The organism is Nocardia sp. Marseille-Q1738, assembly GCF_965283145.1.
This window is the reverse complement of the sequence record NZ_CBDIMS010000015.1, coordinates 1-14,961: the sequence shown is the minus strand read 5'-3', so window position 1 is coordinate 14,961 and position 14,961 is coordinate 1. Positions and strand designations below refer to the sequence as shown.

Annotated in this window: 15 protein-coding genes; 7 read left to right on the top strand and 8 right to left on the bottom strand. The window is 69.1% G+C overall.

The genetic code is table 11. The features are described 5' to 3' along the window. Positions 1 to 6 precede the first annotated feature (6 nt). On the bottom strand, positions 7 to 900 hold the full coding sequence (locus tag ACWPXK_RS32735; protein ID WP_454200036.1) for an ABC transporter substrate-binding protein: 894 nt from the start codon (positions 898 to 900) through the stop codon (positions 7 to 9). A 195-nt stretch (positions 901 to 1,095) separates the two neighbouring features. On the opposite strand from ACWPXK_RS32735, the gene ACWPXK_RS32730 reads away from it, so the two are divergent. From ACWPXK_RS32730 to ACWPXK_RS32715, 4 genes are read left to right on the top strand one after another with little or no spacing between them, the layout of a single operon-like run. Beyond that, the gene (locus tag ACWPXK_RS32730; protein ID WP_454200079.1) at positions 1,096 to 2,028 is read left to right on the top strand and encodes an ABC transporter substrate-binding protein; all 933 of its coding nucleotides are present in this window, start codon (positions 1,096 to 1,098) and stop codon (positions 2,026 to 2,028) included. Between the two features lie 13 nt (positions 2,029 to 2,041). Continuing rightward, entirely contained in the window at positions 2,042 to 3,190 is a 1,149-nt protein-coding gene (locus tag ACWPXK_RS32725; protein ID WP_454200035.1) for an ABC transporter ATP-binding protein, read from the top strand. Between the two features lie 13 nt (positions 3,191 to 3,203). Continuing rightward, a complete protein-coding gene (locus ACWPXK_RS32720; protein WP_454200034.1) occupies positions 3,204 to 3,872 on the top strand; it encodes an ABC transporter permease in 669 nt (222 codons plus the stop codon). Next, positions 3,869 to 4,585: an ABC transporter permease gene (locus ACWPXK_RS32715; protein WP_454200033.1), complete on the top strand. Its 717-nt coding sequence runs from the start codon at positions 3,869 to 3,871 to the stop codon at positions 4,583 to 4,585. Before ACWPXK_RS32720 ends, ACWPXK_RS32715 begins: the two co-directional genes overlap by 4 nt. Positions 4,586 to 4,682: 97 nt before the next feature. Here ACWPXK_RS32715 and ACWPXK_RS32710 read toward each other — a convergent pair whose 3' ends face one another. The 4 genes from ACWPXK_RS32710 to ACWPXK_RS32695 form a co-directional block, all read right to left on the bottom strand. Next, complete coding sequence (locus ACWPXK_RS32710; RefSeq protein ID WP_454200032.1) at positions 4,683 to 5,879, bottom strand: NAD(P)-dependent malic enzyme; 1,197 nt, start codon at positions 5,877 to 5,879, stop codon at positions 4,683 to 4,685. Positions 5,880 to 6,578: 699 nt separating this feature from the next. Then, positions 6,579 to 8,126: an FAD-binding protein gene (locus ACWPXK_RS32705; protein ID WP_454200031.1), complete on the bottom strand. Its 1,548-nt coding sequence runs from the start codon at positions 8,124 to 8,126 to the stop codon at positions 6,579 to 6,581. A gap of 51 nt (positions 8,127 to 8,177) precedes the next feature. Then, on the bottom strand, positions 8,178 to 8,444 hold the full coding sequence (locus ACWPXK_RS32700; protein WP_454200030.1) for a hypothetical protein: 267 nt from the start codon (positions 8,442 to 8,444) through the stop codon (positions 8,178 to 8,180). Next, the gene (locus ACWPXK_RS32695) at positions 8,441 to 9,295 is read right to left on the bottom strand and encodes a PHP domain-containing protein (RefSeq protein WP_454200029.1); all 855 of its coding nucleotides are present in this window, start codon (positions 9,293 to 9,295) and stop codon (positions 8,441 to 8,443) included. The genes ACWPXK_RS32700 and ACWPXK_RS32695 overlap by 4 nt, the downstream gene beginning before the upstream one ends. A gap of 155 nt (positions 9,296 to 9,450) precedes the next feature. On the opposite strand from ACWPXK_RS32695, the gene ACWPXK_RS32690 reads away from it, so the two are divergent. Beyond that, positions 9,451 to 10,533, top strand: coding sequence for a magnesium and cobalt transport protein CorA (locus ACWPXK_RS32690; RefSeq protein WP_454200078.1), 1,083 nt, complete (start codon positions 9,451 to 9,453; stop codon positions 10,531 to 10,533). Between the two features lie 12 nt (positions 10,534 to 10,545). On the opposite strand, the gene ACWPXK_RS32685 is transcribed toward ACWPXK_RS32690, so the two are convergent. From ACWPXK_RS32685 to ACWPXK_RS32675, 3 genes are read right to left on the bottom strand one after another with little or no spacing between them, the layout of a single operon-like run. Next, a complete protein-coding gene (locus ACWPXK_RS32685; protein ID WP_454200028.1) occupies positions 10,546 to 11,127 on the bottom strand; it encodes a suppressor of fused domain protein in 582 nt (193 codons plus the stop codon). Between the two features lie 3 nt (positions 11,128 to 11,130). Next, entirely contained in the window at positions 11,131 to 11,622 is a 492-nt protein-coding gene (locus ACWPXK_RS32680; RefSeq protein WP_454200027.1) for a general stress protein, read from the bottom strand. Positions 11,623 to 11,640: 18 nt separating this feature from the next. Next, positions 11,641 to 12,591, bottom strand: coding sequence for an HpcH/HpaI aldolase/citrate lyase family protein (locus ACWPXK_RS32675; RefSeq protein WP_454200026.1), 951 nt, complete (start codon positions 12,589 to 12,591; stop codon positions 11,641 to 11,643). Between the two features lie 63 nt (positions 12,592 to 12,654). Between ACWPXK_RS32675 and ACWPXK_RS32670 the strand changes: the two genes are divergently transcribed. Both ACWPXK_RS32670 and ACWPXK_RS32665 read left to right on the top strand, forming a co-directional pair. Beyond that, the gene (locus tag ACWPXK_RS32670; protein ID WP_454200025.1) at positions 12,655 to 13,935 is read left to right on the top strand and encodes a magnesium transporter MgtE N-terminal domain-containing protein; all 1,281 of its coding nucleotides are present in this window, start codon (positions 12,655 to 12,657) and stop codon (positions 13,933 to 13,935) included. Positions 13,936 to 14,147: 212 nt separating this feature from the next. Then, on the top strand, positions 14,148 to 14,798 hold the full coding sequence (locus tag ACWPXK_RS32665; RefSeq protein ID WP_454200024.1) for a DUF1003 domain-containing protein: 651 nt from the start codon (positions 14,148 to 14,150) through the stop codon (positions 14,796 to 14,798). The last annotated feature ends 163 nt before the right edge of the window (positions 14,799 to 14,961 follow it).

Genomic DNA, 14,961 nt, shown 5'->3' with positions numbered 1-14,961 from the left:
CGCCGCCTACAGCGCGTGCGCGTCCAACCAGTCGCGGGCCAGGTCTCCCGGCGCGACGCCCTCATCCCGGACCCGCCGGATCATGGCGGCCAGATCGTCGGTCGTCAGCTCACCCGCGACGTAGTTCAGCTTCTTGATCTGCCGCTGGTCGAGCAGCCCCTTACGAAACAGGGGCAGCACGTTCTCGGCGCGCACGGCATAGTCGTCGTCGGACAACACGGTCAGCCCATCGGTCGCGCCCGGCGCGAGCTCCGGCGGACCGGTCAGCAGACCGGCATCGATCTGCCCGTCCAGCAAGGCCTTTCGCAGCGCGCCCGGATCGGGTAAGGCCACGGTGGACGCGAAGTCGCACCCGGTGACCCGATCGACCGCGGCCGGACGCGGCAGCAAGCCCGGCGCCGAGGCCACTCCGACGGTCAGACCGCCGCAACGGGGTGCGAGATCGCCGACCGACTTCAGTTCGTCGCGCGCCGCCGCCTCCGCGGTGACCACCACCCGCGGCCGCAGATCGGTGCCGTCGGCGATGTCGGAGACCACCAATCCCTCGGGCAGCGCGGCGCTCAACGCGTCCGCCACCTTTTTCGGCGGACGAGCGGTGGCGTGTTCGTCGAGATGGGCCAGCAGCGCGCCGGTGTGCTCGCCGACCACGTGGACCCGATCGGCGTCGAGCGCGGCGAGGTAGTCCGCGCGACCGCCAAGACGAGACGCGACCGCGGTACGCGCACCGGTCCGCGCCAGCGCGCCCGCGTAAATTTCCGCGAGTACCACCGACTCCGCCGAATCTCCCGCCCCAACAGTGATCGACGGCCCCGGCTCGGCGTTCCCGCAGGACACGACCAACGCGACAGACGCGAGGACCAGGAATCGAGCCAGCACTCGCTGTGACGCGGCCAACACCATCCGGCGACACCAACTCTCCGACAATTCGACGCAGGCTACGGAAAAACCTGGAAGCGGGCAGTATGGACATCCAGAATGTACCGGCGGCCGCTCGGCACCGAGACCGCGCACCGCCGTCATGCCGGAAGGACTCCCGTGAAAACCACCCGCACCCTCGATGCTGCCGGGCATCAGCGCACCGCGCTGCGCGTCGCGCTGCGTGCTGCTCGCGTCCTCGCCGCCGCCGCGGCCCTCGCCGCCGCGATGGTGCTGTCCGCGTGTGGCAATTCCGATCCGCTCGCCGCGAGCGGCAGCTGTTCGGGGGACGGGCTGATCGTGGGGTCGGCCAACTTCCCGGAGTCCGAAACCGTCGCCAACGTGTATGCGGAGGTGTTGCGCGTCAATGGATTCGCCGTCGACACCAAGCTCAACATCGGCAGTCGCGAAGCCTACATCCCGGCGGTACGCCAGTGCGCCATTTCGGTGATTCCGGAGTACACCGGCAATCTGCTGCAGTATCTGGACAAGAACGCCACCGCCACCAGCGCCGCCGACATCGACAACGCGCTCGGCGCGGCGCTCGGCAACGGCCTGGCCATCGGCACGCCCGCGCCCGGCGAGGATTCCGACGCCGTCGTGGTCACCCGCGCCACCGCCGAGCGCTGGAACCTGCGCACCATCGGCGACCTGGCCGCGCACTCGGCCGAGGTGAAGTTCGGCGCGCCCGCCGAATTCCAGGAGCGTCCCGGCGGCCTGCCCGGCCTGAAGAAGAACTACAACCTGGATATCGCCGCGAACAACTTCGTGCCGATCGCCGACGGCGGCGGCCCGGCCACGGTGCGCGCGCTGGTCGAGGGCCAGGTGACCGCGGCCAACATCTTCACCACCTCGCCCGCCATCGCGCAGAACGATCTCGTGGTGCTGGAAGACCCGAAGCACAACTTCCCCGCGCAGAACGTCGTCCCGCTGTTCAACGCGGCGAAGAAGTCGGACAAGGCGCTGGCCGCGCTGAACGCGGTGTCGGCCAAGCTCACCACCGCGGAGCTGATCAAGCTGAACGAGGCCGTCTCCGGTGCCGGCAAGACCGAGCCGAAGGCCGCGGCCGCGGCCTGGGTCGCCGCGCAGGGGCTGGACAAGCCGGTCGGCTAGGGAGGGAAAACCGTTGTCCGATATCGAGTTCTCCGGTATCAGTAAGACCTATCCGGACGGCACGCACGCGGTCGCCGACCTCGACCTGCGCATCGAGTCCGGTTCGTTCACCGTGTTCGTCGGTCCTTCCGGCTGCGGGAAGACGACCTCGATGCGGATGATCAACCGCATGATCGTCCCCAGTTCCGGCACGATCACCATTGCCGGACAGGATATTTCGACCGTCGACCCGGTGCGTCTGCGTCTCGGCATCGGGTACGTCATCCAGAGCGGTGGCCTGCTGCCGCACCGGACGGTCGTCGACAACGTGGCGACCGTCCCGGTGCTGCGCGGCGACTCGCGCCGCGCCGCCCGCGCCGCCGCGCTCGAGGTGCTGGACCGGGTCGGCCTGGACCGATCGCTGGCCCATCGCTACCCGGCGCAGCTGTCCGGCGGGCAGCAGCAGCGCGTGGGCGTGGCCCGCGCGCTGGCCGCGGACCCGCCGATTCTGCTGATGGACGAGCCGTTCAGCGCCGTCGACCCGGTGGTGCGCGCCGAATTGCAGGTCGAAATGCAACGACTACAGGCCGAATTGCACAAGACCATCGTGTTCGTCACGCACGACATCGACGAAGCGATCACGCTCGGCGATCGGGTGGCGGTGTTCGGCCGTGGCGGTGTGCTGCAGCAATACGACCCGCCGCAGCATTTGCTCGCCCAGCCCGCCACCGATTTCGTCGCCGATTTCGTCGGCCGCGACCGCGGCTATCGCGGGCTGTCCTTCCGCACCGCGAGCGACGTTTCGCTGCATGAGATCCGGACGGCGGTCGCGGACGAGGTCACCGCGCTGCGGCTGCACGCGGGGGAATGGGTGCTGGTGGTCGACGCGGCGGGCAAGCCGCTCGGCTGGGTGGACGTGACCGGCGTCGAGGGCGTGCGCGCCGGGCGCGCGCTGACCGACAGCATGTCGGCGGGCGGTTCGCTGTTCACCCCATCCGGTGACCTGCGCCAGGCACTGGACGCCGCGATCTCCTCGCCGTCCGGAATCGGTGTCGCCGTGGACGATTCCGGTGCCGTGCGCGGCGGCGTGCTCGCCGGCGAGGTGCTCGAGCAGCTGGCGGGCCAGCGTGCGCACGAGGACGCCGAACGCAACCGGCACTTCTTCGAAGAGCACGCACGGTGAGTGGCGAATCGACATGAAATATCTCGTGGAGAACTTCGCGGAGATCATGGGGTTCACCGCGACCCATCTCTACCTCGCGCTGGTGCCGCTGCTACTGGCGTTGGTGATCGCGGTCCCGGTCGGCGCGCTGGTGCGCCGGGTGTCGTGGCTGCGGCGGGTCACGGTGACCGCCGCGAGCCTGGCGTACACCATTCCGTCGCTGGCGTTGCTCGTGATCATTCCTCCGCTGGTGGGTATTTCGGCCATCGATCCGCTGAACGTGATCATCGCGCTCACCGTGTATTCCACGGCGCTGCTGGTGATCGCGGTTCCCGCGGCCCTGGATTCGGTGCCGGCCACCGTGCTCGACGCGGCCGACGCGGTTGGTCACAGCCCGCTGCGCCGTACGCTCACCGTCGATATGCCGCTGGCCGTCCCGGTCTTCGTGTCCAGCCTGCGAGTGGTGGTGGTGACCAATATCGCCATGGTGTCGGTCGGCGCGCTGATCGGCGTCGGCGGGCTCGGCAAGCTGTTCACGCAGGGCTATCAGCGTGACTATCCGGACGAGATCATCGCCGGCATCATCGTGACGCTGGCTCTCGCGCTGGTCGCCGACCGCGTAGTGTACGCCCTCGGCCGTTGGTCGACACCGTGGGTGCGCGCGGACGCCAGGGGTGGGAGAGCGAAAGGCGGTGCCGCATGAACCTTTTCATCGACGCCTGGCACTACTTCAGCAACGGCGCCAACTGGGGTGGACCATCGGGCATCGAAACCCGCATCGTCCAGCACCTGTGGTACAGCGTCCTGACCATCGCCGTCTCGGCGGCGATCGCGGTGCCGCTCGGCCTGGTCATCGGCCACACCCGGCGCGGGGCTGCTGTCGTGGTCGGCTTCGCCAACGCGATGCGCGCGCTACCGACACTGGGCCTGCTGACGTTCGTGGTGCTGCTGCTCGGACTCGGCCTGATCCCGCCGCTGCTGGCGCTGGTCACGGTCGGCATCCCGCCGCTGCTGGCCGGCGCGTACGCCGGAATCGCCAATGTCCCGGCCGATGTCGTGGACGCCTCGCGCGCCATGGGTATGACCGAGCGGCAGATCCTGTTCCGGGTGGAAGTGCCCAATGCGCTACCCATCCTGCTCACCGGGCTGCGCGGCGCCACGCTCCAAGTGGTGGCCACCGCGACCATCGCCGCCTACGTCAACCTCGGCGGACTCGGCCGCTACATCTTCGACGGCATCAGCCTCTACCGCTACGACCGAGTGCTGGTGGGTGCGCTGCTGGTCGCCGTCCTCGCGATGCTGCTGGACGGTCTGCTCGCGTTCACGGTATGGGCCAGCGCGCCGGGGACCGGCCGTTTGCGCCGATCACCGCGGCTGGCAATCGCTCCCGCCACCGATTTGCGGACCGCGGACTGAGTTCGCTCCGGCGGATGCCATCCGTGGAGCTCCGACGACAAGGGCGCCCCGTTCGATACGAACGGGGCGCCCTTGATCTCTGTGCGGAAGACTCGCGCTACGCGACACCCTCGGCCCGAGCCGCGGCCGCGACCGCCTCGGCGACGGCCGGGGCGACCCGCGGGTCCAGCGGGCTGGGGACGATCTTGTCCGGGCCCAGCTCGTCCAGGACGACGCTGAGGATGGCGTCGGCCGCGGCGATCTTCATGCCCTCGGTGATCCGGCGCGCGCCCGCGTCCAGTGCGCCCTTGAAGACGCCGGGGAAGGCCAGCACGTTGTTGATCTGGTTCGGGAAGTCGCTGCGGCCGGTGGCCACGATCGAGGCGTACTTGCGCGCCACCTCGGGGTGGATCTCCGGGTCCGGGTTGGACATGGCGAACACGATCGACTCCGGCGCCATCGACGCGATGAGCTCCTCGGCGATCAAACCCGCGGACAGGCCGAGGAACACGTCGGCGCCGGTCAGCGCCTCGGCCGCGCCGCCGGTGAGGCCGCGCGGGTTGGTGCGGGTGGCCAGCTCGGCCTTCACCTCGTTGAGGTCGCCGCGGTCGCGGCTCACGATGCCCTTGGAATCGAGCACGGTGACGTCCGCGACACCGGCCGCGAGCAGGATGTTCGTGCACGCGACACCGGCGGCGCCCGCGCCGGACACCACGACCTTCAGGCCCTCGATGCCGCGGCCCTGCACCTTGGCCGCGCCGTTGAGGGCGGCGAGCACCACGATGGCGGTGCCGTGCTGGTCGTCGTGCATCACCGGGCAGTCCAGCGCCTCGATGACCCGCTTCTCGATCTCGAAGCAGCGGGGCGCGGAGATGTCCTCCAGGTTCACCGCGCCGAAGCTCGGGCGCAGGCGGATCAGCGTCTCGACGATCTCGTCGACGTCTTTGGTGTCCAGCACGATCGGGATCGAGTCCAACCCGGCGAACTTCTTGAACAGCGCGGCCTTGCCCTCCATCACCGGCAGCGAGGCGCGGGGGCCGATGTCACCGAGTCCGAGCACGGCGGTACCGTCGCTGACCACGACCACGAGCCGATCGGTCCAGGTGTAGCGCTTGGCCAGCGTCGCGTCCTCCGCGATTGCCCGGCTGACCTGGGCGACGCCCGGCGTGTAGGCAATGGAGAGATCGCGCTGGGTCTCCAACGGCGCGCTGAGTTCGACCGAGAGCTTGCCGCCGAGATGTCCCGCGAAAATTTCGTCGTTGGTGATTTCGGAAAGGCTTGCGGTGGCATTCGGTGCGTCAGTCACAGGTGACACGATTTCACTCCTGCTCGGGTCGGGCTAAACCGGGGGACGGTTACCACCGGGTAATGGGTATAAGACGTTTCACTACGCTCATCGAGTGCGCCGACCGGGATGTTTCGAGCGGCTACGAGCGAGCGAACACGGCTTGCCGATTTCTCGATGGCATGGCGCGGCACTGATCCGCGAAGCAAGAACCGGACGGGTGGGTCCGGACAGAACATGCGGTGTGATCCCTCGGGCCGCGACGGTACGTCGCGAGGCGGAGATCTCCGTAACTCCCCTACCCGGCGGTGGCGTAGGTAAGGAATCCGACACATTCTGCCAGTCCGGTAGGCGAGTTGCCAAACCGGTTCCCCCTGGCCTGTGTCGCGCGTCATCATTTCACGGTAGGTTGCGGGAATTACCCTGAGGTAAGCGGAAACTCGCACCTCAGGGCCAGGACTCGGTGAGTTGTCGCACCGATCGACACCCGATGTATGTGAGACCTCGACGGCTGCCTCGGCCTTCCCTCGGCCCGGCGCGGACCGCGGACGAACTCCGCCCGGCCGCGCCCACTACGCGACTGCCTCGGCCTTCGCGCGGCCCGAACTATCCGACTGCCTCAGCCCTGTCTCGACCGACGCGGACTACAGACGGATCTCCTCCAACTGTGCCCACTGTGTGCGGCTGCGTCAGCCCTCTTGACCGGGAGCGGACTCCGCCCGACTGCCTCTAGGCGACGATATCGTGCGCCTGTTCCTCCGGCGGTGTCCTAAGCGTATCCGGACGCACCCACACGCTACGCACCCCGCCCGACGTCAGCCGCACCCGCCAATGATCGGTGGCACCAGGGTGATCGGTGCGGCGGTGCATGCCCCGGCTCTCGGTGCGCATCAGCGCGCTGTATTTCGTCCACCGCGCCACCGCGAGCAGCGCGGCGGCCTGCCGGGCACGCAGGAGATCCACACCGCTTCCGCCGAGATCGAACTCCGCGCCGGGCCACATCGCGTCCAGTTCGCGGATGCTGTCGCGCAGGCTGCCCGCGCTGCGCCAGTAGCTGCGCCGCAGCGGCAGGGTGTGCTCCTGCACGAGCCCGACCACCGCCCTCGGGTCGATCCGCGCCACGGCGCCGAGCCCGGCTCCAGGCACCGCGTGCACCGGGGCGCGCCGGTCGGCGGCACGGGCGAACCTCGCCGCGCCCGCGCCCGCCCAGACGCCGGAGGCGATCGCCCACGCGCCACTCAGCCCGCCGAACCCGGTCACCGCACCGGTGATCGACTCGCGGCTGGCGACGTCACCCGCGGCGAACAGGCCCGCGACGGTCGTAGCGCAGTCCACTCCGGTGATGCGCAGTCCCCCGGTGCCGCGCACCGTGCCCTGCAGGACCGCACGCAGCGGCACCCACCGCGCCCGGTCGGCCACACCGTCGCGCGTCGGCCGAGCGCGCACGGCGACCGGCACGTCATCGAGCGCGGCGAATACCCGGCGACCATCGGCGATGACCGCGAGCGCGGCCGAACCGTGCCCTGGCAGCTCATTACCGAACTCGTCGTAGAGAGTGGCGAAATGCAGCGTGAGATTCGGCTGCGCGGCCGGTTCGGTGTGCCCTGCCGGCGTCAGCCCGTAGGCGCTGGAGAACTCCATCCCGGACAGCTCGGCGCCCGCCTCCGCGGCGAACAGCAGTCCGTCTCCGGTGTCCACGTCGGTGCCCGCGCCGCCGGACAGGAACGCGCAGCCACCGGTGGCGACCACGACGGCACCCGCGCGCACGGTCCAGCGCCGGAACCCGTTGTGGTGCTGGAGCCCCGTGGCACCCGCCACCACCCCGTCGCGGTCGACCAGCAACTGCAGCGCGGGATGGTGATCGAGAACGCGCACTCCCGTTTCGCGCACGCCGCGACGCATCCGCCGCAGATAACCGGCGCCGTCGAGATGTACCCGCCGCGTCGGCGCGCCCGTCGTTTCGGCGGCGGGGATCCGATGGCTCCACCGGGCCAGCTGCTCGACCCGCTGATGGGTCTCTTCGAGCACGCGATGCGTCCACTCCGGATCGCCGAGCCCGCCGCCGTGGGCGTACCCGCGCCGCACCGCCTCGTCCCGAGCAGGGCCGGGCGGAATGTGCCAGACCGAGATCGCGCCGCAGGCGGTCGGCCCGCTCGATCCGCAGCTCGCCTTGTCGACGAGCACGACGGTCGCGCCCGCCGCAGCGGCCGAAACGGCCGCCCAGATACCGGCGGGACCACCGCCGATAACCAGTACGTCCGTCTCGAGTTCACTCACAAAGAGAAATGTTCGGGCACAATTCACCAGCCCGCAACCAAGACGGGTTGCTCAACTCCACCATTGCGTCCACAGCAAAAGTCCAGCAGCGAGGAAAACCACCGCCGATCCGGTCAAGGCGGCTACACCCCGATGCCGGTCCGCGTAGATCTGCGCCGCTAGTACCACGGCGGCGGCCGCCACATGCCAGGCGACCGACTCGCCGCCAGGTCCGGGAAATCCGCGGCGATCCGCGATGACGGCGGTGCCGACCACGACGAGCATTCCTGCGAATGTTCCCGCGGCGACGAGGCCGCTGAGCCCACGCACCAGTCTCACGATGCGATCACCGGCACTCCGGTGGCCTTGCTCGCCAGCTTCTCGAATTGCGCTGGTTCGGTGGTGAATTCGCCGAGCCGGATGGATTTGTTCGCACCGTGGTAGTCGGACGAACCGGTCGTGAGAAGACCCAGCTCGGCGGCCAGGTCGGTCAGCAGGGCGCGGTCGGCCGCGGAGTGGTCGGGGTGCGCGACCTCCAGGCCCCCGAGTCCGAGTCCGGCGAGCTCGCGAATGTCGTCGAGCGCGAGCAGCCTGCCCCGCTTGCGCGCCCTGGTGTGCGCGAGGACGCTGACCCCGCCCGCGGTGGCGATCATCTCGACGGCCCGGTGCAGCGGGGTGTCGGCCTTCTCCGCGTAGTAGCGCCCGTGCGGAGCGAGCAGCTCGGTGAACGCCTCACCCACGCTCGGCACCACACCCGCTTCGACCAGCGCTCGCGCCAGATGCGGGCGGCCCGCCGACGGCCCGGCCGAGGCGAGCACGGCGTCCGGATCGATGGGCAGACCGTCGGCGGCCATTCGCTCGGCCATGGCGCGCAGACGCTCCACCCGCTCGGCGCGCAGGCGCTCGCGCTCGTCGGCGAAGCAGCGATCGGACGGGTCGAACAGATACGCCAGCAAATGCACCGGAACCGGCCAGCCGTCCGCGCCCAAACCCACGCAGGACATCTCCATGCCGCGGACCAGCGTGATCCCCTTCGGTAGCGCGTCGACGGCCTGCGCCCATCCCGCCGTGGTGTCGTGATCGGTGATCGCGACGACGTCCAGGCCCGCGGCGGCGGCGTTGCGCACCAGTTCGGCCGGAGTGTCGGTACCGTCGGACGCGGTCGAATGGGTATGCAAGTCGATACGCACGCCCTCAGTCTTACCGTGCGTGGACATCGTCCCGCACGGGCAGGCGCCCTTCGGGGCACCCGTGAGCGAGCGTCAGCGAGCGAACCGAGGACACAGCGCGCCCTCGCGCGCGACGCAGCCGAGCGCCAGCGAGGTGGAGTCGCGAGCGACGTAGCATCGTGACCGTGCCTTCGTTTTCCCCGCTCTCGTCGTTTCGCGGATCCGGCCGGACACCGCAACCGCGGTTCATCCCGGTGCCGACCGAACGGGCGATCGTCGACTGCGCGGTCTACGTGGAGGGCAAACGCCTACCCGGCCGGTTCACCCACAAGCAGGCGCTCGCGCGAGTGCGCGACGAGGCAACCGGATTCGTCTGGGTGGGCCTGCACGATCCGGACCGGACGCAGATGGCCGATATCGCGGCGACATTCGGGCTGCACCAATTGGCCGTGGACAACGCGCTGCAAAAGCACCAGCGGCCCAAGCTCGAGCGCTACGACGACCTGCTCCTGCTGGTGCTGCGCACGGTCAGTTACGTCGAGCACGAAATGAACACCGTCAGCGAGATCGTGGAGACCGGTGAGATCGTGGTGTTCACCGGCCCCGACTTCGTCGTCGCGGTGCGGCACGGCGAGCACTCCGGGCTCGCCGAGGTACGCAAGGCGTTGGAGGCGGACCCCGCGCAGCTGTCACTCGGGCCGGGCGCCGTGCTGCACGCCATCACCGACCGGGTGGTCGACTCCTACCTCGAGGTGGCCCAGTCGGTCGAGAACGACATCGACGAGATGGAAGAGCTGACCTTCACCCCGCGCAGCAAGGTCACCGTCGAATCCATCTACCAGCTCAAGCGCGAGGTGGTGGAACTGCGGCGCGCGGTGAATCCACTCGCCGCGCCGCTGGAGTCGCTCAGCCACAATCCGGACCTGCCGGTGCCCAAGGAAGTTCGGCGCTATCTGCGCGACGTCAGCGAGCGCCACACCGGCATCGCGGAGCGGATCAACGACTTCGACGAGGCGCTCAGCGCGCTGATCAGCGCCGCGCTGGCCAAGGTCACCGTGCAGCAGAACACCGACATGCGCAAGATCTCGGCATGGGTCGCGATCGCGGCCGTGCCGACGATGATCGCCGGTATCTACGGCATGAACTTCGAGCACATGCCGGAGTTGAAGCAGGTCTGGGGTTATCCGGCGGTGTGGCTGGTCATCGTCGCCATCTGCACGGGTTTGCTCATCACCTTCCGCCGCAACAAGTGGTTGTAGCGGCGCCGCGGCTCACAGGCTGGCCGCGCCGCGCCCCGGATCGCGCACGTCGATCCCCGCCTCCTGCCAAGCGTCCCGCAGTGCCTGCGCGCCGCGGACCCGCACCCACGCCGCCTCGGTGGCCGTCACGGGCGTCACCGCGAAATACCGCACCGGTTCGGCCGGCTCGGGCAGCACGACGTCGGGAATCTCGCTGTCGCCGAGCAGAACCGCGGTGAACGGCGCGTCGCGCCACATCGGTTCACCCAGGTCCATCAGCGCATCCGTTTGCAGCACAACGCCTTCCACGGCGGGCGCGGCGGCCAGCACGCCGAGCGACTTGGCCAGTCCCGAGCTCGCGCCAACGCCGGACCGCAGCGTCAGCACCAGCTCCGCGCGCGGCCCGCGCACCGGATCCGCGTGCAGTGCGGTGGGATCGCCCATCGGGTGCCTCGAGCCGCCCAGTGTGGCGTAGTGCACCAGATCGCCGTCGGCGATGCGCAGGATCTCGATCGGCTCCAAGCCGAGGAAGGTGACCGCCGCCGCGTCGACGTCGGCGGCATCGACGCCGAAATGGCCCAGCACCGCGGTGCGGACCGTCTCCAGTACTTCCATGCGTCAGATCGCCAGCCGCGCGAGCATGTCGCGCGCCTGCTCGGCCGACTTCGGGTCGCACAGCACGTCGTAACGGCCCGCCACCAGCTGCATGGTCGACGCGAAATCGCGCTGGCCTTTGGTCGCCGCGTATGGGATCGAGGTCGAAATGACGCCGAAGATGATACCGCCGACCAGGCCGACCAGCAGCGGCCCGAACGCGCCACTGGTGGTGAACAGGCTCAGCAGCAGACCGAGGAACAGGCCGAGCCAGGCGCCCGACACCACGCCGCCGCCGATCACCTTGCCCCAGGTCAGCCGATAGAGGACCCGCTCGACCTGCATCAGGTCGACGCCGACGATGGTCACGTCCTGCACCGGGAACTGGTTTTCGGCCAGATAGTCGACCGCCTTCTGCGCCTCGGCGTAGGTCGGGTAGGAGCCGACCGGCCAGCCCGACGGGGGCGTCGGAAGGCCCTGCCGCGCGCGGTTCGAGTTCCCCAAGGGATTCGTCATGTTTCCATTCTGCTATCGCTACCGATCCGGCGTCGGGGTGAAACGCGTGCTGCGCGTCATTCCGGCGGCCCGGCCCTTCTCCGCGATCACCTGGGCCATCTTGGCACTCGCCTCGTCGATCATCTCGTCGCCGAGCATGACCGCGCCGCGGGCGCCACCGGCGGCGGAGGTGTGGAAGGCGTACGCGTCCAGGATCTCCTCGGCGCGGTCGTAGTCGGACTGGCGCGGGCTGAAGATCTCGTTCGCCGCCTCGATCTGGCCGGGGTGCAGCACCCATTTGCCATCGAACCCGAGCGCCGCGGTGCGCGCGGCCGCCCGCCGGAAGCCTTCGACATCCCGGATCTGCAGGTACGGGCCGTCGATCGCCTGGAGTCCGTGCGCGCGGGCGGCGAGCAGGATGGTCATCAGGATGTGGTGGTAGGCGTCGCCGGTGTCGTAGCCCTCCGGCTGTTCGCCGACCACCAGCGTGCGCATGTTGATACTGGCCATGAAATCGGCCGGACCGAACACCAGGGTCTGCACCCGTGGGCTCGCGGTGGCGATCGCATCGATATTGCGCAGTCCCAGCGCGTTCTCGATCTGTGGCTCGATGCCGATCCGGCCGACGTCCAGGCCGCAGGTCTTCTCCAGCTGAGTCAGCAGCAGGTCGAGGGCGCGCACCTGACCGGCGTCGCTCACCTTGGGCAGCAGAATCGCGTCCAGCGCCGCGCCGGCGCCCTCGACCACGGAAATGACGTCGGTGTAGGTCCATTCGGTGGTCCAGTCGTTCACCCGGACCACGCGCAGCTGCGATCCCCAGCCGGAGTCGTTCAGCGCCGCCACGATATTCGCCCGCGCCTCGGCCTTGGCCACCGGCGCGACCGCGTCCTCCAGATCGAGGAACACCTCGTCGACCGGCAGCGTCTTGGCTTTCTCGATCATCTTCGTGTTGCTGCCCGGGCAGGCGAGCACCGAACGGCGCGGCTTCATGATCACTCCCGTCGATCGTGGCGCGGGGGCGGACACCCGCTCGCGAACCTCTAGCCTGGCAGCATGGCAGCAACCAGGGTGTACGTCGCCAGGCTGGCCGGCCTGGTGGTGCTGGGACCGGACGGCGAGTCTATCGGCCGGATCCGTGACGTGGTCGTGGCCATCCGCTACGACCGCCAGCAACCACGTGTGCACGGACTCGTCGTCGAACTGCCCACCCGCCGGCGCATTTTCGTGCCGATCCTGCGGGTCACCGCGATCGAGCCCGGTGTGGTCACGCTGAACACCGGGACGGTCAGCCTGCGGCGCTTCACCCAGCGACCCGGCGAGATGCTCGCCTTGGCGCAGATCGTCGATTCGGTGGTGCGGGTGGAGGACCCGGACCTGCCGGATCTGGCCGGCGTCGACGTGCACGTGGTGGATCTGGGCATCGAGCAGACCCGCAGCAGGGACTGGCTGGTCAGCCGGGTGGCGGTGCGCGGGCACCGCAGGCTGGGACGCAGGCGCACCGTGCACGTGGTCGACTGGACCATGGTGTCCGGCCTGACCCCCTATGAGATCGGCAGGCGCGGACAGGACGTCACCGTGCTGCTGGAACAGTTCGAGGGCATGCGCGCAGCCGACGTCGCGCATATGCTGCGCGAGCTGCCGGAGAAGCGGCGCGTCGAAGTGGCCGTCGCGCTGGACGACGAACGCCTCGCCGACGTGGTGCAGGAACTGCCCGACGACGAGCAGGTCGAGTTGCTCAGCCACCTGGAGACGCGCAGAGCCGCCGACCTGCTGGAAGCGATGGACCCCGACGACGCCGCCGACCTGCTGGGCGAACTGCCCGAAGGCGAGGCCGAATCGTTGCTGGCTCTGATGGATCCACAGGAGTCCGAGCCGGTCCGCAGGCTGCTCGAGCACTCCCCCTACAGCGCGGGCGGTTTGATGACACCGAAGCCGGTCATCCTGACGCCGTCCACGACGGTGGCCGAGGCGCTGGCACGGGTGCGCAATCCCGACCTGACCCCGGCGCTGGCCTCCATGGTCTTCGTGGTCCGTCCGCCCACCGCGACGCCGACCGGTCGCTATCTCGGTTCGGTCCACATTCAGCAATTGCTGCGGGAGCCACCCGCCCATCTGGTCGGCGGCATTCTCGACACCGACCTCTCGCCGCTGCGTCCCGAACTCCCGCTGGCCGCGGTGACGCGCTACTTCGCGACCTACAACCTGGTCTGCGGGCCGGTGGTGGACGAGGAGAATCACCTGCTCGGCGCGGTCAGCGTAGACGACGTGCTCGACCACCTCCTGCCCGAGGACTGGCGCGATCAGGAAGCGAACGACGAGAGGGGCCGGGCATGAGCGAGCGCAGCGAGCGAACAATGGACACAGCCGAGCACTCGCTCGTGCCGGAGTCGAGCGCCAGCGAGACGCAGGCATGAGCGAGCGCAGCGAGCGAACAATGGACACAGCCGAGCACTCGCTCGTGCCGGAGTCGAGCGCCAGCGAGACGCAGGCATGAGCGAGCGCAGCGTGACCACGGCGGGCCCCGCGCATGCCGAGGAGGACGCAGTATGACCGAGAGCGACACCGGCGTGCGGATCGGCCACAGCAGGGCACGTCAACGCCTGGAGACGCCGCTGGAAAGCCGGTTCCGGTTGGAGTGGGACGCCGAAGCGATGGCCCGCAGCAGCGAGCGGGTGGCGCGGTTCCTCGGGACGGGACGCTATCTCGCGGTTCAGACGATCCTGGTGGTGGTCTGGATCCTGTTGAACGTCTTCGCGGTCAGGCTGCGGTGGGACCCGTATCCGTTCATTTTGCTGAATCTGGCCTTCTCCACGCAGGCCGCGTACGCCGCGCCGCTGATCCTGCTCGCGCAGAACCGGCAGGACAACCGGGACCGGGTCGCCTTGGAGGAGGACCGGATGCGGGCCGCTCAGACCAAGGCGGACACCGAGTTTCTGGCCCGGGAACTCGCGGCGTTGCGTCTCGCCGTCGGTGAGGTGGCCACGCGTGATTACCTGCGCCGCGAATTGGAAGAAATAAAAGGAATTCTGGACCGGATCGACTCCGTGGAATCCGCGGAACGCGAGATTCGCGCGGAAGGAACGGGAAAGACGGCACGCAAGAAAAGCTCCGGCCGAAAGTCCGCTGCGACACCGGTTTCACCGCCGATAACCGATGATCCACCGGAAATACCCGACAACGACCTGACTGGTGGGTAACCTGGACAACGTTGTCCTGAGCGACCCGGGCAGGGGATGTCCCGGACAACCGCTCCCGTGACGTCGAGGGATTGGGTGTGGCCGCATGCGTGTTTCTGCTCCGGTGACGGTCTCGGCTTTGGTGGTTGCTGGTGTGGTGGTGAGTGGTTCGGGGGTGTCGTCG